The organism is Pseudomonas sp. UBA6315 (assembly GCF_002438125.1).
Classification (GTDB): Bacteria; Pseudomonadota; Gammaproteobacteria; order Pseudomonadales; family Pseudomonadaceae; genus Aquipseudomonas; species Aquipseudomonas faucium.
This window is the reverse complement of the sequence record NZ_DJTF01000096.1, coordinates 20,852-38,863: the sequence shown is the minus strand read 5'-3', so window position 1 is coordinate 38,863 and position 18,012 is coordinate 20,852. Positions and strand designations below refer to the sequence as shown.

Genomic DNA, 18,012 nt, shown 5'->3' with positions numbered 1-18,012 from the left:
GCTTGCCGGCGATAGGGCCAGAGCTGGCACCCCTCACTTGCGATGCTTCTGCCGCAATGGCACCAGCAAGTCCCCCAGGCCGTTATGGTCGACCTCGTGCATCAACGCCAGCAACCCACCCAGTTCCCCCGCCGGAAAGCCCTTGCGCGCAAACCAGGCCAGGTAGTCACCCGGCAGGTCGGCAATGATCCGCCCCTGGTATTTGCCAAAAGGCATCGTGCGCGTGACCAGCAGTTCGAGGGTTTCCGGTTTCATGGGTAAGGCCTGCAGGGAAAGTGCGCCGACCATACTGCAATCTGCACGAGCGCCCAAGCGGCAATCATGCATAACGCCGTTTCACACATTCCTGCATTTGATAGTAACTAATTGATTTTAAACGATTTTATTTTTGCGCAAGGCTTGGCACGAAGGCTGCTCCTGATTACATGACTATCACCTGCCAAGGAGTTAAACCATGAGCAACCCCAACAAAGACGTGATCGACGTACTCAACGACCTGATCGAGTACAGCAAGGACGGCGAAAAGGGTTTCAAGACTTCGGCCGATGATGTGAAGAACCCGGAACTCAAGGCCTTCTTCGTGCAGCGCGCCGGTGAATGCTCCAGCGCCGCCGCCGAGCTGCAAAGCGAAGTTCGCCGCCTGGGAGGTGACCCGGAAACCTCCACCAGCATCAGCGGCGACATGCACCGCGGCTGGGTCAACCTCAAGTCGATGGTCACCGGCAAGGACGAAGAAGCGGTGCTCAACGAAGTCGAGCGCGGCGAGGACCACGCCCTCAAGGCCTACAAGGAAGCCCGCGAAAAACTGGTCAAACTGGGCCGCGCTGCCAGCGACCAGAGCTATGCACTGGTCGAGAAGCAACTGCAAGGCGTGCAACGCAACCACGACCAGGTCAAGGCGCTGCGCAACGCTGCCCGCGCCCGCTCCTAAGGGGTTGGCCCCTCTACTCGGTTGCGGCCTTTGGCCTTGGCCCGGTAGAGGGCTTCGTCCGCATCACCCAGCACCCGGGTCAGGTCGTGCTGGGTGCCGGGGATGAACACGCCGATGCCGATGCTGACCGTCACCGCACGGGCATCATCGGCAAACGGCGCCAACCCTTCCACGCTGGCGCGAATGCGCTCTGCCAGCAACAGCGCACCCGGCAGCTCGGTCTCCGGCAAGATCACCTGAAACTCCTCCCCCCCGTAGCGCGCCGCCAGGTCGGCGGGCCGGCGCAGGCACTGTTCGATGGCCTTGGCCACCTCCCGCAGCGCATGGTCGCCACCGGCATGCCCATGGCGCTGGTTGAACGCCTTGAAATGATCCACATCCACCATCATCACCGCCAGCGGCTTGCGGTTGCGCTGGGCGCGTGCCCATTCCAGGCGCAGCACCTGGTCCAGCCGGCGGCGGTTGGCAAGGCCGGTGAGGCTGTCGGTGGCGGCCAGGGTCGCCAGGCTCTGTTCGGCTTCATGACGGCGCTGTAGCTCGCGGCCCAGCAGCAAGGTCAGCCAGAGGATGCCCACGCACAGCACGCCAGTGGCCACGCTGACCAGTATCGCGGTGCGCCGCCACGACTCGAACACCTCGTCGGCCGAGTGCACCACCATCACGATCAACGGCAGGTCGGCCACCCGGGCGAAGGTGAACATGCGCTGGTCCCCGGTGGTGCTCGAACGTGCCGTGAAGCTGCCGCTGCGTTCGCCGAGCATGCGCTTGAAGTTGGGCCGCTCGCGGTAGTTGCTGCCGATCAGCGGGTCTTCTGGCCGGGTAGGTTGCCGGGCGAGCAGTTGGCCATTGGCGTTGAACAGGTTGATGCTGCTGTCGTCGCCGATATCCAGGCGCTGGAACAGTTCGTTGAAATAGGAAAGGCGCAAGGCGCCTGCGGCCAAGCCTGCGAACTCGCCGTTCGGGCCGGAAATGCGCCGGCTGAAGCTGATGCACCAGTCCAGGTCGCCCAACCGCGCCTTGAACGGCGGGCCCACCAGCAAACCGAGGTTGGGGTCGTTCAGGTGCGCCTTGAACACGCCGGTGTCGGCGAAGTTGGCCTTGCGCGGCACGATGCTGGTGGAGTCGCCCACCACATTGCCGGCCTTGTCCAGCCACAGCACATCGCCGCGCTTCTTGTCGACGAAGGCTTCGTTGAACAGCAGGCGTTGGCGCAGCGCACTGGGGATCTCGGGCAGCTCCTTGCGGTTGACCGCCCAGATCAGGCCCTGCAGGGACTGATCGTAGAGTTCGGCATTGCGCAGGATGTCGCTTTCGATCAGCTGCACGATGTTGTTCGAGGCGCGGATGGCCGATTGCTCGACGCTGTCACGCTCGCGGGCCAGCAGGTAGCTGACGATGGCCACGATCGCGAGCACGGCAAGGCAACTGCCCAGGTTGAGGATCAGCTCGGGGTGCGACCTGTAGAGTGCGAGACGCGGTAATCGAGTGGGCATGCGCGCTACTGCTGAGGCAGGGCCATTTGCGGCGGCGACATTCTAGGGGTGCAGGGATTGTCGAACAAGATTTGTCCGACGGAATCGTGCGTGGGAGCGGGCGAACCCGCTCCCGCAAGGGTCAGAAGATGTTCACCGGATAATCGACGATCACCCGCAGTTCGTCGTTGTCGCTGTTGCTGTCGATCGACGCATAGCCCTGGCTGCCGCGGTGGGTGGCATAGCGCACCAACACCGACAAGTCCTTGAAGTCGCCTTCCTGGAACACGTATTTCACGTCCAGGTCGCGCTCCCAGTGCATGGCGTTCTTGCCATCGGCGCGGTAGTAGTCGTAGTGGCTGGTGTCGCGGCTGGCCTTGGTCAGGTCCGCCTCGCCGCGCGAGTACGACACGGTGGTGCTCAGGCCTGGGATGCCGACGCCGGCGAAGTTGTAGCCGTACTGCAGCTTCCACGAACGCTCGTTCGGGGCGTTGAAGTCCGAGTACATGCGCGAGTTGTCCAGGTACACGCTGTCGCCCAGGTTGATGTAGTCGAACGGCGTGTTGCCGTTGACGCGCTGGTAGGCGGCGGTGACGCTGTGGTAACCGGCATTGACCGTGAAGTGCAGGCTGTAGGTGTTGTTGTCGATCTTGCCCAGCAGCGCCTGGCCGGTGTCCTGGGTGTGGTAGAAGTGCACGCCCGGGTTCAGGCTGACCAGGTCGTTGACCACGTAGGTGTAGTCGAAGTCGGCGTAGTACTGGTTCCAGATGTCCTTCAGCTCAGCGGCGTAAAGGTTGGCGGTGATGTTCTCGGTGCCGCTCCAGGACGCGCCGGCCCAGTTCAGGTGCTTGCTCTTGTCGTGCTCGTCCAGCGCACCGTAGTAGGTGTCGATGCGGCGATGGCCGCTCTGGTTGTACGGGTGGGTGAAGCTGACTTGGCCGCCTTCGAGCAGCAGCCCGTCGATGCTGGTATTGGTCAGGCTCACGCCGCGGAAGGTCTGCGGCAGCATGCGGGTTTCACCGCCGGCGATCACCGGGTTGGTGAGGAACAGGTCACCAGCCTTGAGCTCGGTGTCGAACGCCTTGAGCTTGACCGCAGCGCCGGCCGTGGAGAACGAGTGCGGGGCGGCGCCCAGTTCACCGTCGTCCTTGTAGTGCGACGGCAGGATGCTGGTGCCGGCATGGCCGCCACCGCCGTCGAGCTTCAGGCCCAGCATGGCATGGGCGTCGAGGCCGAAACCCACCACCCCAGGGGTGTAGCCGGACTCGAAACGGGCGACTGCGCCCTGGCCCCACTCGCGCTTGTCGCGCACACCACTGTTGAGGTTGTTGCGGTTGAAGTAGGCATTACGCAAATGCAGGTTGAACGTCGAGCCTTCGATAAAGCCATCAGCCTTGTCTTCATCTGCCTGGGCGGCGAACGGCATCGTTGCAGTCAATGCAATGAACAACGGGGTAAAACGAAACGCGGAAGGCACCGGTACTAGCTCCTTTGGTCGGGCGGTGGGGCAGTTTTTATTTTTTGAATGTGCAACTTTCTTGTTAGAGACGTAACAACCGGGCTGATCGTTAAAGCACATAAAAAAAGCCGCTGATTGGCAGCGGCTTTAAAAGGCTAACATATCGGCACCGGTGGTGCCCATGGCGTAGCCGAGGGAAATCTGGAGCAGCGGCGAACAGCAATCAGCTGTCCGCGTTGGCATCGCTTTGAACTTTGGAAGCGGTCTGTTCCGAGGCTTTTACGGCGTCTGCCTGGTGGGCGACAGCTTCGCGGGCATCTTGGTGAACAGCGGCAAGCTCGGCATTACGGGCGACGAAGGCCGGCGACTCTTCAGCCATGGCCAGGGGCGACAACAACAGGGAAGACAGAACGAAAACGCTGGCAATACCCATACTGTTGGACATTTTGAAACTACCTTCTTGCGGTGCAAGTGCTAATGAGGACAGGGCTAAAGTTAGTCGTTTAATGGCCCTGGAAACAGCGTCCGTGGTGATAAGCACTGTTGCGCAAAAGGTAACGATCATCTGGAAAAGCAATTAGACTTTCGCCCCAAACCCGCGTGTTTGAGCGCTTGGCAGGCGAATGCCGAAGGTGTTGGCGCCGGCTTCGCTCTGCACGAAAACATCGCCCCCATGCATCAGCGCAATGGCTTTGACGATGGCCAGGCCCAAGCCATGGTTGCCGCCGCCACTGTTGCTGCGCGCCGCATCCACCCGGTAGAAACGCTCGAACAGCAGCGGCAGGTGGGCATCGTCGATGGCCGGCCCCGGGTTGCTCACGGCGATGCTGGCCTGTTGCGCCCCGGCATCGATATGCACGCGGATCACCTGGTTGGGTGCGGTGTGTTGCACGGCATTGTTCAGCAGGTTGATCAGCGCCCGGCGCAGCTGGGCTTTTTCGATCGGCGCCTGGGCGTCGCCGCTGACCGACACGCTGACCTGGGCGTCTTCGAGGATGTAGTCCAGGTAGTCGAGGGTGGTGGCGACTTCCTCGGCCAGTGACGCCTGGGTCAGGGCGGTGGCCTTGCTGCCCTGGTCGGCGCTGGCGAGGAACAGCATGTCGTTGATGATGCTGCGCAGCCGCTCGAGCTCTTCGAGGTTCGATTGCAGCACTTCGAAGTAGTGCTCGGCGCTGCGCCCGCGGGTGAGCGCGACCTGGGTCTGGCCGATCAGGTTGGTCAGCGGCGAGCGCAATTCGTGGGCGACGTCGGCGTTGAACGCCTCCAGCCGCGAATAGGCCTGGCTGACCCTGTCGAGGGCGGCGTTGAAGGCGCCGGCGAACTGCGCCAGCTCCGGCGCCAGGTCGTGGGTTTGCAGGCGGCCGTCCAGGCGCGGCGGAGCCAGCGCCTGGGCTTCGTTGGACAGCGCCAGCAGCGGGCGCAGGCCGATCCGGGCGACCCAGTACCCCAGCACCGAAGCCAGCAGCACACCCAGCACCGCCAGCCCGACGATGGCCACCAGCAAGCTGTGCTGCGCCTGCCAGAAGGTTTCCGTGTCGATGCCAATCAGAAAGCGCAGCGGCGGGCGCTCGGCCACGGCCGGCAGTTCGCTGACCAGCACCTTGTACGGGTAGGGGCGCTCGGGCAGGCGCAGGTCGCGCATGCCTTGCGGGCCTTCGGCGAACGCGCGTACCAGCTCGCTGGGGTGGCCGTATTCGAAGGCCGGATTGCTGCTCACCACCCAGAAGCGGATGCGTTTGTCTTCTTCGCTGAGCAAGTTGAGCTTGTTGCTGATCTTGGCCCAGTGCTCGGGCGTGCCGAAGCGGTTGAGGGTGGATTCGAGCACGCTGTAGCGCGCATCGAGCTCGGCCGCCGGCAGCAGGTCGAGGCTGCGGTCGACCTGGCGATACAGCGCCGAGCCGATCAGCACGAACACCCCCAGCGCCACCAGGATGAACAGCGCCGACAGGCGCAGGGCGATGGAGTTAACCGGCACGGTTTTCCAGGACATAGCCCATGCCTCGGATGGTGTGCAGCAGCTTGTTGTCGAATGGCCCGTCGAGCTTGGCGCGCAGGCGTTTGATGGCGACCTCGACGACATTCGCGTCGCTGTCGAAGTTGATGTCCCAGACCAGCTCGGCGATGGCGGTCTTGGACAGGATCTCGCCCTGGCGCCGGGCCAGCACGCTGAGCAGCGAGAACTCCTTGGCGGTCAGGTCCAGGCGGGTGCCGGCGCGGCTGGCCTTGCGCGCCATGAGGTCGATCCACAGGTCGCCAACCTGCACCTGCAGCGGCTCGTGGCTGCTGCTGCGGCGGGTCAGGGCCTGCAGGCGGGCAACCAGTTCGAGGAACGAGAACGGCTTGCCCAGGTAGTCGTCGGCACCTTCGCGCAGGCCATGGATGCGGTCTTCGACGCGCTCGCGGGCGGTGAGCATGATTACCGGCGTCTGCTTGCGCGCGCGCAGGGCACGCAGCACGCCGTAGCCATCCAGGCCCGGCAGCATCACGTCGAGCACGATCACCGCGTAGTCGCCTTCAAGGGCCATGTGCAGCCCGTCGATGCCGTCGCGCGCAAGGTCGACGGTGAAGCCTTGCTCGCTCAGGCCGCGATGCAGGTAGTCGGCGGTTTTTTCTTCGTCTTCGATGATCAGCACACGCATGGTCTTGTCTCAGCTGGCACTTGGCGCGGCCGCAGCGGCCGCCTGGCGGCGATGGAACAGGCGCTCCAGGGCCAAGTATATGACCGGGGTGGTGAACAGCGTCAGCGCCTGGCTCACCAACAGGCCGCCGACCACGGCGATACCCAGCGGCTGGCGCAGCTCGGCGCCGGTGCCGAAGCCGAACATCAGCGGCACCGCGCCGAGCAGCGCGGCCAGGGTGGTCATGATGATCGGGCGAAAGCGCACCAGGCACGCCTGGCGGATCGCCTGCTCGGGCGTCATGCCCTGGTGGCGCTGGGCTTCGAGGGCGAAGTCGATGAGCAGGATGCCGTTCTTCTTGACGATGCCGATCAGCAGCACCACGCCGATCAGGCCCATGATGCTGAAGTCCTGCCCGCTGGCCCAGAGCAGGATGATCGCGCCCAGGCCCGCCGAGGGCAGCGTCGAGATGATGGTCAGCGGGTGGACGAAGCTTTCGTACAGCACGCCGAGGATGATGTACACCGCCACCAGCGCGGCGAGGATCAGGTACGGCTGGCTCGACAGCGAGCTCTGGAAGGCCTGGGCAGCGCCCTGGAAGTTGCCGGCGATGGAGTCGGGCATGCCCAGTTCGCGCTGGGTGCGTTCGAGGATCTGCACCGCATCGCCCAGGGCCACGCCGGGCGCCAGGTTGAACGACAGGTTGGCGGCCGGGAACAGGCCGTCATGGCTGATCGACAGCGGCCCGGTGCTGGGCGCTGCCACGTGGGCCAGGGCCGACAACGGCACCATCTCGTTGGTCAGCGGCGAGCGCAGGTAGAAGAAGTTGAGGCTTTCGGCCTTGCCGCGCTGGCGCGCATCGAGCTCGAGAATCACCTTGTACTGGTTGGTCTCGGTCTGGAATTCGCTGATCTGCCGCTGGCCGAAGGCGTCGTACAGCGCCTGGTCGACGTCGGTGGTGGTCAGGCCGAAGCGCGCTGCGGCCTGGCGGTCGATGTCGATGCGCGTGACGCTGGCGCCCAGCTGCAGGTCGTTGGACAGGTCGCGAAATGCCGGGTTTTCCTTCAGGCGCTCGGTCAGGCGCTGGGTCCACAGGTTCAGGGCCACGCCGTCGTTGCTCTTGAGCACGTACTGGTACTGGGTGCGCGATGGCCCGGAGCTGAGGTTGATGTCCTGGCCGGCGCGCAGGTACAGGACGATGCCGGGTACCTGGGCCAGTTTCGGGCGAATGCGGTCGATCCACTCGCTGGCCGACACGTCGCGCTCGCCACGGGGCTTGAGCGAAATCCAGAAGCGGCCGTTGGCGATGGTCTGGTTGCTGCCGGTGACCCCGACCGAGTGCGAATAGGCGCGCACGGCCGGGTCATCACCGATGATCTTCGCCACCGCCAGGTGTTTTTCGATCATCGAGGGGTAGGAAACGTCTGCCGCCGCCTCGGTGGTGCCGAGGATGAAGCCGGTGTCCTGCAGCGGGAAGAAGCCCTTGGGGATGCCGATATAGCCGACCACCGCCAGCGCTAGGGTGATGCCGAACACGCCGAGGGTCAGGCGCCGGTGGGCCAGGGCGCGGTCCAGGCCCTTTTCGTACCAGCCCAGCAGGCGCGCGCCGAAACCGCCGCCGTGCTCGCTGGGTGGGCGGCGCATGAACAGGGCGGCGAGGGTCGGCGCCAGGGTCAGCGACACCACTACCGAGATCAGGATGGTGGCCGTGGCGGTCAGGGCGAACTCCTTGAACAGGCGCCCGACCACACCGCCCATGAACAGCAGTGGAATGAACGCGGCGATCAGCGAGAAGCTGATCGACACCACGGTGAAGCCGATCTCGCCGGCGCCCTTGAGCGCCGCCGTGCGGCTATCGTCGCCGGCCTCCAGGTGACGGTGGATGTTCTCCACCACGACGATGGCGTCATCGACCACGAAGCCCACGGCGATGACGATGGCCACCAGGGTCAGGTTGTTGAGGCTGAAGCCCAGCACGTACATCAGCGCGCAGCTGGCGATCAGCGACACCCCGAGCACGCTGGAGACGATGAAGGTGGCCGACCACTGGCGCAGGAACAGCGCCATCACCCCGATCACCAGCGCCACGGCGATCATCAGCGTCAGTTCCACTTCATGCAGCGATGCGCGGATGGTCTGGGTGCGGTCCTGCAGCGCCGACACCTCGACCGAGGCCGGCAGCATCTCCTGCAGGCGGGGCAGGGCGTCGAGCACCCGGTCCACGGTGTCGACGATGTTGGCCCCCGGCTGGCGGAAGATCACCAGGTTCAGCCCCGGCTGGTCGCCGGACCAGGCCTTGACGTAGGCGTTCTCGGCGCCGTTGATCACCTTGGCCACGTCGGCCAGGTGCACTGGCGCGCCATTGCGGTAGCTGACGATCAGCTTGGCGTAGTCCTCGGGGTGGAACAGCTGGTCGTTGGCGGCGATGGTCGACACGCTGTGCTCGCCGTACAGCGCGCCCTTGGCCAGGTTCAGGCTGGTTTGCTGGATGGCCAGGCGCACGTCGGCCAGGGTCAGGCCGATGGCCGCGAGTTTCTCCGGCTGCGCCTGCACCCGGATCGCCGGGCGCAGTTGCCCGGTGATGTTGATCAGGCCGACCCCGTCGATCTGGCTGAGCTGGCGGGCCAGCAGGGTTTCGGCGTAGTCGCTGAGCTCGTTGCCGGGCATTTGCGCGGAGCTGACGGTGAGGATCAGCACCGGGCTGTCGGCCGGGTTGACCTTGCGCCAGGTCGGCGGGCTCGGCAGGTCCTGGGGCAGGCGCGCGGTGGCGGTGTTGATCGCCGCCTGCACTTCCTGGGCGGCGGTGTCGATGTTCTTGTCCAGGGTGAACTGCAGGATCAGCGTGGTCGAGCCCAGGGCGCTGCTGCTGGTCATCTGGGTCATGCCAGGGATGGCGCTGAACTGCACTTCCAACGGCGTTGCCACCGACGAGGCCATGGTCTCGGGGCTGGCACCGGGCAGCTGGGCGGTGACCTGGATGGTCGGGAAATCGGCCTCGGGCAGCGGCGCCACCGGCAGGCGGGGGAAGGCGATGGCACCCAGCAGCACCAGGGCGAATGTCAGCAGCAGGGTGGCGATGGGGTGGTCGATGCACCAGGCCGAGACGCCATTGCGGGTGTTCATGGCTGGCTCCTGCGGTCGGCCATCTCGGCCGGTGCCGGGGCGTCTGGGGTGATCTCGACGCGGGCGCCGGGCTTGAGCCGCGACTGGCCGTCGAGCACCAGGCGATCACCGGCCTTGACCCCGGCGACGATGTTCAGCGTGCTGTCCTGGTACAGCACCTTGACCGGCACGCTGGTGACCTTGTCGCCCTCCACGCGGTAGACGAAGTGGCCATCGATGCTGCGCTGCACCACCGGCGGCGGCACCACCAGGGCGTTTTCGTCCAGCGCCGTGCGCAGGCGCACGGTGACCAGCTGGCCCGGCCACAGGCGGCCGTCCTTGTTGTCGAACTCGGCTTTCACCCGCACCGTGCCGGTGTTGGCGGAGATCTGGTTGTCGATCAGTGCCAGGCGGCCTTCGCCCAGCAGGCTGCGCTCGCCGTCGGCGTCCATGTAGGCCTCGACGTGCGCAGGTGTTGGCGCCTTGAGCAGGGTTTGCAAGGTCGGCAGCATCTGTTGCGGCAGGGAGAACTCCACGGCGATCGGGTCGATCTGGGTCACGCTGAACAGGCCCTGGGCATCGCTGGTGCGCACCAGGTTGCCGGGGTCGACGTTGCGGATGCCGACGCGGCCTGTAACTGGCGAGCGGATCTGCGTGTAGGAAAGCTGCACCTGGGCGTTGGCAATGGCCGCCTGGTTGCCCTTGACCGTGGCCTGCAGCTGGTTGACCAGCGCCTGTTGCTGGTCGAGGGTCTGCTTGGACACGCCGTCATCGGTGCTCAGCAGCTTGTAGCGCTTGAGGTCGACCCCGGCCACCTGGATCTGTGCCTGGCTCTGGCCGAGCTGGGCGCGGGCCTGGTCGAGCGAGGCGCTGATGCTGCGATCGTCGAGGGTGGCGAGCAGGTCGCCTTCCTTGACCCATTGGCCTTCCTTGACCAGCACCTGGGTCAGGATGCCCTCGACCTGCGGGCGCACCTCGACGCTGTGCAGCGACAGCACCGAGCCGATGGCACTGGCATAGCGCGGCACGTCCTGCTGGGCGACGCTGACCACGCGGACCGGGATGGCGGCTTGCGCGCGGCTGGCAGGCGCTTCGTGCCGTTGGCCGTACCAGATGCCCAATGCGGCCAGGGCGAGCAGTGCCGTGGTGGCCAGGAGGAGAGAGCGGGAAGGACGTCGCATCGGCGCGGGCACCTTGGCCAAGAGGGGGGGGAAATGGTTGTCTGTACTGAAGCTTATAGCCCCTGAACCGGGTCGGCAGCGTGACGGCTGGCTGACAGCGCTGACAGTTTCGCAGGGTGGGGGTGTCAGCACCGGCCCTATCGCCGGCAAGCCGGCTCCCACAGGTACAGCGCAGTTCTCGACATCTGCGGCGTTACCTGTGGGAGCCGGCTTGCCGGCGATAGGGCCGGTACTGACTACCTAGAACCCGATGAAGGCGTAGTACACCGGTGTTTCGCTGGTGGTCTGCAGGCCCAGCGCATGCAGCTCCCCTGCCAAGCCTTCATCGCTCACATGCAAAGTCCACGCTGCACCGTCGCCCACCGCCACCTGCTGCAACGCCGCCGCGAACGCCGCCATCTCCGGCAAATAAGCGGTAAACCCATTGCCCTTGAGCGCACTGCAGGTCATCCCCAACGCCTGGCACACCGCCACCTTGGCCGCGATATCGTCACGGTCGGCCTGGCGCGAGGCCTGCACCAGGGCGGCCAGCTGCGGGTCGACCGGCTGCGTGCCGTGAATCAGCTCAGGGCCTTGTTCCCAGGCTTCGGGCGGGCAGTCCTTGTTCTCGGGCCGCAGTGGAATGTGCGGGTTGATTTCCACCGGGTAGATACGGCAAACCAGCGGCCGGGTTTCATAGATGGTGCACAGGTCGTTGTCATCGAGGTTGCGGCAACGCCCGGGGTTGAACGCGGCGAAGGTCACCGCCACGCGCACCTCGCCCGCACCGCAAGGCACCGGGTGCGAGCGGCGCAGCACATGCTCGCGCTGGTCGGCCGGCATGCCCGGGCCATCGGCCACGAACGCTTCGATCAACACCACAACCTGGCCGCCGGCGGCTGCCCACTGGCGCGACTCGGCCAGGGTCAGCGGCACGTGGTGGCCGGTGCAGCACTTGCCGCAGCCGGTACAGGCAAAACGCAGGTTCTCGTTCACTTGGCGTCAGGATTCCATTCGCTGACGAAGGCGCGTTGCTGGCGGCGGTCGTACAGGCACAGCTCGGTGCCGGTGCGCTGCTGCATGTGCTTCTGTGGGTAGACGCCTTCGACCAGCAGGGCGCTGAAGCCGACCTGGTCATCGAATTCGGCTGGCTTGCCACGGGCGTGGGCATCCTTGAACTGGCTGGCGGCCAGGCAGGCCTTGAGCATCTGCTGGCGCTGCTCGTTCCAGGCCTGGCTGGTGGAGGCCTGGGCAATGCCGCTGAACAGTGCGCAAGCAATCAGGAGGGAGCTGTAGGACTTCATGACGCGGTTCCGACGAATGATCCGAGGGGCGCGAATTATGCCCGAGTCATCCCCGGCCGTGGGCCGAGGAGTTTGTCGCTGAATATAACAACACGGTTGTTCAGCGCTCGGCAAACACCACGGTGCGCGCGGCGACCACCAGGCAGTCGGTGAGCTCGGGCGAGGAGAACTTGGTGAGGATGGCATTGGCCCCGGCCAGGCGGGCCTTCTCGCCACTCATCACGCTGTCCAGCGAGGTGTGCAGGAGGATGTACAGGTGCTGGAAGTCCGGCGTCTCGCGCAGGGTGCGGGTGAAGGCGTAGCCATCCATTTCCGACATTTCGATGTCGGAGACGATGATGTTGATTTCCTGCGCGGTGCCTTGCAGCTCCAGCAGCACGTTGATCGCATCCTTGGCACTGCGTGCGGTGTGGCACTCGATGCCGAGGTTGCGCAGGGTGTGCACCGACTGCTGCAGGGCCACCTGGCTGTCGTCCACCACCAGGATATTGGCGGCAGCCAGCAGGCTGGCGTCCTCCTCGCCGAGTTCGCCAGGGTGCGCCACGGGCTGGGGCGGGGCGATGGCGTGGATGACTTTCTCGATGTCCAGCACCTGCACCAGGTTGTCGTCCACCCGGGTCACACCGGTGATGTACGAGCGGTTGCCCGAGCCAAAGGGCGGCGGTTTGATGTCGGTGCTCAGGCAGTGGACGATGCGGCTCACCGCCTGCACGTGCAGGCCTTGGCGCGAGCGGCTGATCTCGGTGACGATCAGGCAGCCGCCGTCGGGGTCGGCCAGCGGGCGTTCGCCGATGGCGCGTGACAGGTCGATCACCGACAGCGAGTTGCCGCGCAAGGTGGCCACGCCTTTCACATGCGGGTGCGATTCGGGCAACTTGGTCAATGGCGGGCAGGGGATGATCTCGCTGACCTTGAGCAGGTTGATTGCCATCAGCTTGCCGCTGCGCAGGGTGAACAGCAGCAGCGACAGCGAGTCCGCGCGAGCGTTTTGCGTGGCCATGGGGACCTTCGTGGTGGGGAACAGGGGATAACGGGTTATCGGCCTGTTTGCCTGGGGCTTTAGCGTGGTCGAGCCGTTGAGGGCCCTATCGCCGGCAAGCCGGCTCCCACAGGTACCGAGCACACCCCAATCCCTGTGGGAGCCGGCTTGCCGGCGATGGCCGCGCAGCGGCCCTCAGCGCTCGCGCAGGGCCTCGCGGGCGCGGTTCAGCGGTTTGATCAGGTAGTCGAGGATGGTCTTCTCGCCGGTGCGGATATCCACCGTGGCAATCATCCCCGGGACGATGGCAAAGCGCTTGCCGGCCTTGTTCTGCAGGCTGTCCTGCTCGGTGCGGATGAACACCCGGTAATAGTAGATTTCCGGTTTCACCTCATCTTGCAGGGTGTCGGGCGATATCCCCACCACCTTGCCGTCCAGCCCGCCATACACCGAATAGTCATAGGCACTGATCTTCACCTTGGCCGCCTGGTCGGGGTGGATGAAGGCGATGTCCCGTGGCGCGATGCGGGTTTCGATCAGCAGCCGCTCGTCCATCGGCACGATCTTCATCACCTGCCCACCCGGCTGCACCACGCCGCCCAAGGTGTTGACCTCGATGTCCTTGACGATGCCGCGCACCGGCGAGCGCAAGGTCAGGCGCGACAGCGAATCGCTGCGCCCGCGGATCACCTCCGACAGGCTGTCGGCCTCGGCGCTGGCCTTGGCCAGCTCTTCGCGGGCGCGCACCAGGTAGTCGGAACGGGCTTCGTTGGCCTTGAGCTCCAGCTCCGAGCGCTGGCGGTTCAGGCGGATCACCTCGACCCGGCTGGAAGCGCCCATCTTGGCCAGGTTCTCGGTGATCTTCAGTTCGCTGCGCACCAGCCGCAGCGAGTCCTCGATGCCTGCCAGGGTCTGCTCCAGGCCACGCCGGCGGGTTTCGTAGAGGGCGGTTTCGGCGTCGATCAGCTCGGGGGAATCGCGCAGGCTCTCGGGGAAGCTCAGCGGCTTGCCGGTGACCTCGGCGCGCAGCCGCGCCACGCTGGCCTTGGCCGCCCGGTACTTGGCCTCGCTCTCGCCGACACTGGAGGCGGTCTTGGTCGGGTCGAGCTGGGCCAGCACCTGGCCGCGCTCGACCAAATCGCCCTCGGCCACGTTCATCTCGGCGACGATGCCGCCCTCGAACGACTGGATCACCTGCTCGCGCGAGCTGGGGATCACCTTGCCGGTGCCGGTGGACACCTCGGTCACCTCGAACCAGGCGGCCCAGCCGAGGAACGCCGCCAGCATCAGCGCGCAGAGCAGGATGACCCGCCCGGCGCGCAGCACCGCCTGGTCATCCTGGCCGTCCAGGTAGGACGCGGGGAGTTCGTGGTTGCTCATGCCTGGCCTCCTTGCAGTTTTGCCAGGGCGGCTTCGCGGCTGTCGTCGATGACGATGCGCCCGCCATCCAGCACGATGATCCGATCGACCCGCTGCAGCACGCTCAAGCGGTGGGTGGCGATCACCAGGGTACGGCCTTGGCAGAAGCGGTCGAGGTTGTCGAGCAGCTTGCGTTCGGTCATGTCGTCCAGCGAGGCGGTGGGCTCGTCCAGCAGCAATACCTGTGGCTGGCGCACCAGCAGGCGTGACAGCACCAGGGCCTGGCGCTGCCCGCCCGACAGGCCTATGCCACCTTCGAGGATCAGGTGGTCCAGGCCCTTGGGCAGGCGCCGGACGAAGTCCAGGGCGCCAGTGGCGGCCAGCGCTGCCACCAGCTCCTGGTCGCTGGCCTGGCCGGCGCCGAGGGTGAGGTTTTCCCGCAGGGTGCCGTGGAACAGCCGTGCGTACTGGGGCAGCAGGCCGACGTCGCGGCGCAGGTCGGCCGGGTCGAGGTGGGCCAGGGCAATGCCATCGAGGGTGACTTCGCCCTCCACCAGGTCCATGGCCCCGCCCAGGGCCTGCAGCAAGGTCGACTTGCCGGCGCCGTTGCGCCCGAGCACGGCGATGCGTTCGCCCGGCTGGATGTCGAGCTGGCTGATGTTCAGCACCGGTGGCGCTTCGGCGTCGTAGCGGAAGTTGGCCTGGCGCAGGCTGTACTCGCCGCGGATGGCCGGCAGGTGCACGCGGGCTTCGCCTTCGGGGTGGTCGACTGGCGACTGCATCAGCTTGTCCAGGCCCTGCAGTGCCACCTTGGCCTGCTGCCAGCGGGTCAGCACATGGGTGAGCTGGGCCAGCGGCGCCATCATCCGCGACGACAGCATCGAGGCGGCCACCAGGCTACCGGTGGTGAGGTCGCCGGCGATCACCATGGGCGCACCGATGACGATCACCACGGCGAACACCGCGCCCTGTACGTTCTGGGTCCAGGTCACCAGGCCGTTGGTCAGGGTGCGCAGGCGCAGGTTGGTGTGGGCGCAGGCGGCGTTGTACTGGTTCCACTGCCGCTCGAAACGCGCTTCGGCCTGCAGCGCCTTGATCTCGTCCAGGCCCTGGATGCTTTCCACCAGCATGGCATTGCGCAGCGACGACTCGCGCATCGAGGCGTTGGCCAGGCGCGCCAGCCGGCGTTGCGCGAGTAGCCCCGGCAGCACCATCGCCAGCAGCGCCACCAGCGGGATCAGCACCAGCACCCCGCCAATCAGCCAGAACACGAACAGGAACAGCAGGAAGAACGGCAGGTCGGCCAGGGCCGTGGCGGTGCTGGAGGTGATCAGGTCGCGGATCGACTCCAGCTCGCGCAACTGCGAGATGAACGAGCCGGTGGATTTCGGCCGCGCCGAGTTGCGCAGGCGCAGGGCATGGCCGTAGACCAGGTCCGACACGCGCAGGTCGGCGCGCTTGCCGAGCAGGTCGGTAACCTTCAGGCGCAGCAGGCGCATGCTGAAATCGAACACCAGCGCCAGCACCACGCCGCCGAACAGCACATACAAGGTGGGCAGCGATTCGGCCGGGATCACCCGGTCGTACACCTGCATGGAAAACAGCACGCCCGCCAGGGCCAGCACGTTGGCCACCAGCGAGGCGACCATCACCTGGCCGTAAGGGCGCAGGTCGCGCAGCACGATGCGGGCGAACCAGTGGCGGTCGTAGGGGGCGGTGTAGTCGTCGGTGCGCACATCGCGCAGCGGCCGCGCCGGGCGCATCAAGGCCACCCGGTTGATACGCCCTTCGAGTGCCGAGCGGGGCAGGCGCGAGGTCAGCCGCTGGTCGCCGGCGAACACCACGGCCAGCTCGTTTTCCTCGGTCACCGCTTCGACCACGGCCAGCTGGCCGTCGTCGAGCTCCAGCACCAGCGGCGTGCGCCATTGCTTCAGGGCCTTGGCGTCGAAGCGCACGAAGCGCAGCGCCAGGCCCGCCTGGCGTGCCATGTGGCGCAGGATCTCGTCCAGCGGGCGGGCATCTTCCACGGCCGCCAGGCGAATGCGCTGGGGCGAGACGTCCAGGCGGTAGTGATGGGCGACCTGCAGCATCACTTCGAGCCACGGCCCGAGGTCGGGCCGGTGGGCCACCGCCTGTTCGGGGGGCTGCTGCTGACTGGCCTGGCTCAGATTGACGGTATCGTTCATGGCTCGATTTCCACCCCTTGCAGGTTGCGCCCTTCCAGGCCCAGGGCGCTGCGCAGGGCGCCCGTGTTGTACAGGCAGTCGACATCCAGGCGCAGCAGGTCGGAGCGCGTGCCGGCGAGTTCGAAGCGTGACTGGTAGATTTCCTGCTCGGCGTTGAGCAGGTCGAGCAGCGGCCGCGTGCCCAGGTCCAGGTACTGCCGGCCGTAGAGCATGCGCGCCTCCTGGATGCTGACCTGGCGCGCTTCCAGCGAATTGAGCCGGCGGCCCAGCCCGGAGGTCTGCGCCATGGCTTCGGCCAGGCCGCGGCGCGCCTGCAGGCGGGCGGCGTCTTCGGCCGAGTCGGCAGCGGTCAGGGCATAGCCTGCGGCGCGGCTGCGGGCACTGATGGCGCCGCCCTGGTAGATCGGCACTTCCAGGTTCAGGTAGATGCCCGCCTGGGTGCGGTCGAGGCTGCGGTTGTCGCGGTCGTAGTCGTTGTCCAGGTAATGGTTGACCTGCGGTTGCAGCGACAGGGTCGGGTAGGCCTCGGCCTTGGCCTGGGCCAGCTCCGCCTTGGACTGCGCGCGCAGGGCCAGGGCCATGAGCACCGCGGGCAGGCGGTCGTCGCCGGCGCCTGGGCGCTTGCAGGCCTGGTTCAGCTCGGGCGGGGTTTCTTCGGCCAGGGCCGGTGGCGACACGCGCCCCAGCAGGGCGGCGAGGATCGAGCGCCAGCGCTGGTACTGCGCCTGGTATTCCTCCAGGGTGGCCCGGGCGCCTTCCACCCGCGATTCGGCCTGGACCACATCTGAGCGGGTGCTGGCGCCCATGTCGCTGCGCTGGCGGGCCATGCCGGCGATGTCGTCCACGCCGCGGATCTGATCGCGGGCGATGACCATCAGCTGCTCGTAGCGGCGGGTTTCGATCCAGGCGTAGGCGGTGTCACGCGCCAGGTCGTCGACCACCAGCAGGATGTTGGCCTGGGCCCGGGCAGCGGCGGCGTGGGCGGCGTCGACGGCGCTGTCGACCTTGCCGAAATCGTAGAGCATCTGTTTGAGCGAGAGGTTCAGCGCCTGGCTGTTGCGATCACCGCCGTAGCCGGTGTCGTAACCGGTGCGGATGCCGCCGGAAATCTGCGGGTAGTAACCGGCCTTGGCAACGTTGATGCCTTCGCCCTGCTTGTACAGGTTGCCGATGGCCTCGGCGATGCTCGGGTGCCACTGGGCGGCGGCCAGCACCGCCTCGGCCAGCCCCAGCCGGTCGCCCGGGCTGCCAGCAAGGCCGGACGGCGGGCGGGCAGGGATGGCGTCGGGGGCATCGCGCAACAGCGATGGGCCGATGCTGCGCAGTGCGGGGTCTATGTCATCGGCTGCGTGGGCAACCGGGTGCAGGTTCAGTACCAGGAGCCCGAAGGCTCCCGTCATCAGTGGAGACAGCAGACTGCGTCGCTTCACGAAATTCCCTTA

General features: G+C 66.2%; 15 protein-coding genes. 1 reads left to right on the top strand and 14 read right to left on the bottom strand.

Annotated features, from left to right (window positions below):
- Nucleotides 1-33: 33 nt before the first annotated feature.
- Nucleotides 34-255, bottom strand: coding sequence for a DUF3820 family protein (locus tag B3E94_RS12425; protein ID WP_176516870.1), 222 nt, complete (start codon nt 253-255; stop codon nt 34-36).
- Between the two features lie 199 nt (nt 256-454).
- Here B3E94_RS12425 and B3E94_RS12420 point away from each other — a divergent pair, with 199 nt between their 5' ends.
- Nucleotides 455-931: a ferritin-like domain-containing protein gene (locus tag B3E94_RS12420; RefSeq protein WP_176516871.1), complete on the top strand. Its 477-nt coding sequence runs from the start codon at nt 455-457 to the stop codon at nt 929-931.
- On the opposite strand, the gene B3E94_RS12415 is transcribed toward B3E94_RS12420, so the two are convergent.
- The 13 genes from B3E94_RS12415 to B3E94_RS12355 all read right to left on the bottom strand — a co-directional run bounded on the left by B3E94_RS12415 (nt 928) and on the right by B3E94_RS12355 (nt 18,000).
- Nucleotides 928-2,424: a diguanylate cyclase domain-containing protein gene (locus B3E94_RS12415; protein WP_286913719.1), complete on the bottom strand. Its 1,497-nt coding sequence runs from the start codon at nt 2,422-2,424 to the stop codon at nt 928-930. The genes B3E94_RS12420 and B3E94_RS12415 overlap by 4 nt on opposite strands.
- A 121-nt stretch (nt 2,425-2,545) precedes the next feature.
- Nucleotides 2,546-3,880, bottom strand: a complete 1,335-nt coding sequence (locus tag B3E94_RS12410) for an OprD family porin (protein WP_286913718.1) — start codon at nt 3,878-3,880, stop codon at nt 2,546-2,548.
- A gap of 205 nt (nt 3,881-4,085) precedes the next feature.
- A complete protein-coding gene (locus tag B3E94_RS12405; protein ID WP_176516902.1) occupies nt 4,086-4,307 on the bottom strand; it encodes a hypothetical protein in 222 nt (73 codons plus the stop codon).
- 132 nt (nt 4,308-4,439) lie between these two features.
- On the bottom strand, nt 4,440-5,852 hold the full coding sequence (locus B3E94_RS12400; RefSeq protein WP_286913716.1) for a heavy metal sensor histidine kinase: 1,413 nt from the start codon (nt 5,850-5,852) through the stop codon (nt 4,440-4,442).
- On the bottom strand, nt 5,827-6,501 hold the full coding sequence (locus B3E94_RS12395) for a heavy metal response regulator transcription factor (RefSeq protein WP_176516880.1): 675 nt from the start codon (nt 6,499-6,501) through the stop codon (nt 5,827-5,829). The genes B3E94_RS12400 and B3E94_RS12395 overlap by 26 nt, the downstream gene beginning before the upstream one ends.
- Nucleotides 6,502-6,510: 9 nt before the next feature.
- Nucleotides 6,511-9,603, bottom strand: a complete 3,093-nt coding sequence (locus B3E94_RS12390) for a multidrug efflux RND transporter permease subunit (protein ID WP_286913715.1) — start codon at nt 9,601-9,603, stop codon at nt 6,511-6,513.
- Entirely contained in the window at nt 9,600-10,763 is a 1,164-nt protein-coding gene (locus tag B3E94_RS12385) for an efflux RND transporter periplasmic adaptor subunit (RefSeq protein ID WP_236237752.1), read from the bottom strand. Before B3E94_RS12385 ends, B3E94_RS12390 begins: the two co-directional genes overlap by 4 nt.
- 240 nt (nt 10,764-11,003) lie before the next feature.
- Nucleotides 11,004-11,738 carry a YkgJ family cysteine cluster protein gene (locus tag B3E94_RS12380; protein WP_286913714.1) on the bottom strand — a complete coding sequence of 245 codons (735 nt, stop codon included), beginning with the start codon at nt 11,736-11,738 and terminating at the stop codon, nt 11,004-11,006.
- Nucleotides 11,735-12,046 carry a hypothetical protein gene (locus tag B3E94_RS12375; protein WP_176516888.1) on the bottom strand — a complete coding sequence of 104 codons (312 nt, stop codon included), beginning with the start codon at nt 12,044-12,046 and terminating at the stop codon, nt 11,735-11,737. Before B3E94_RS12375 ends, B3E94_RS12380 begins: the two co-directional genes overlap by 4 nt.
- A gap of 100 nt (nt 12,047-12,146) precedes the next feature.
- On the bottom strand, nt 12,147-13,046 hold the full coding sequence (locus B3E94_RS12370; protein ID WP_176516890.1) for a chemotaxis protein: 900 nt from the start codon (nt 13,044-13,046) through the stop codon (nt 12,147-12,149).
- A 174-nt stretch (nt 13,047-13,220) separates the two neighbouring features.
- Nucleotides 13,221-14,405: an HlyD family type I secretion periplasmic adaptor subunit gene (locus B3E94_RS12365; RefSeq protein ID WP_176516892.1), complete on the bottom strand. Its 1,185-nt coding sequence runs from the start codon at nt 14,403-14,405 to the stop codon at nt 13,221-13,223.
- A complete protein-coding gene (locus B3E94_RS12360) occupies nt 14,402-16,570 on the bottom strand; it encodes a type I secretion system permease/ATPase (RefSeq protein WP_286913712.1) in 2,169 nt (722 codons plus the stop codon). The genes B3E94_RS12365 and B3E94_RS12360 overlap by 4 nt, the downstream gene beginning before the upstream one ends.
- Nucleotides 16,567-18,000, bottom strand: coding sequence for a TolC family outer membrane protein (locus tag B3E94_RS12355; protein ID WP_286913711.1), 1,434 nt, complete (start codon nt 17,998-18,000; stop codon nt 16,567-16,569). Before B3E94_RS12355 ends, B3E94_RS12360 begins: the two co-directional genes overlap by 4 nt.
- Nucleotides 18,001-18,012 lie beyond the last annotated feature (12 nt).

Excerpts from the sequence above, each read along its gene's own strand:
- B3E94_RS12360 (WP_286913712.1), bottom strand. The coding sequence starts at position 16,570 with ATGAACGATACCGTCAATCTGAGCCAGGCCAGTCAGCAGCAGCCCCCC.
- B3E94_RS12375 (WP_176516888.1), bottom strand. The coding sequence starts at position 12,046 with ATGAAGTCCTACAGCTCCCTCCTGATTGCTTGCGCACTGTTCAGCGGC.
- B3E94_RS12415 (WP_286913719.1), bottom strand. The coding sequence starts at position 2,424 with ATGCCCACTCGATTACCGCGTCTCGCACTCTACAGGTCGCACCCCGAG.
- B3E94_RS12370 (WP_176516890.1), bottom strand. The coding sequence starts at position 13,046 with ATGGCCACGCAAAACGCTCGCGCGGACTCGCTGTCGCTGCTGCTGTTC.
- B3E94_RS12395 (WP_176516880.1), bottom strand. The coding sequence starts at position 6,501 with ATGCGTGTGCTGATCATCGAAGACGAAGAAAAAACCGCCGACTACCTG.
- B3E94_RS12365 (WP_176516892.1), bottom strand. The coding sequence starts at position 14,405 with ATGAGCAACCACGAACTCCCCGCGTCCTACCTGGACGGCCAGGATGAC.
- B3E94_RS12385 (WP_236237752.1), bottom strand. The coding sequence starts at position 10,763 with ATGCGACGTCCTTCCCGCTCTCTCCTCCTGGCCACCACGGCACTGCTC.
- B3E94_RS12425 (WP_176516870.1), bottom strand. The coding sequence starts at position 255 with ATGAAACCGGAAACCCTCGAACTGCTGGTCACGCGCACGATGCCTTTT.
- B3E94_RS12400 (WP_286913716.1), bottom strand. The coding sequence starts at position 5,852 with ATGTCCTGGAAAACCGTGCCGGTTAACTCCATCGCCCTGCGCCTGTCG.
- B3E94_RS12390 (WP_286913715.1), bottom strand. The coding sequence starts at position 9,603 with ATGAACACCCGCAATGGCGTCTCGGCCTGGTGCATCGACCACCCCATC.
- B3E94_RS12405 (WP_176516902.1), bottom strand. The coding sequence starts at position 4,307 with ATGTCCAACAGTATGGGTATTGCCAGCGTTTTCGTTCTGTCTTCCCTG.
- B3E94_RS12420 (WP_176516871.1), top strand. The coding sequence starts at position 455 with ATGAGCAACCCCAACAAAGACGTGATCGACGTACTCAACGACCTGATC.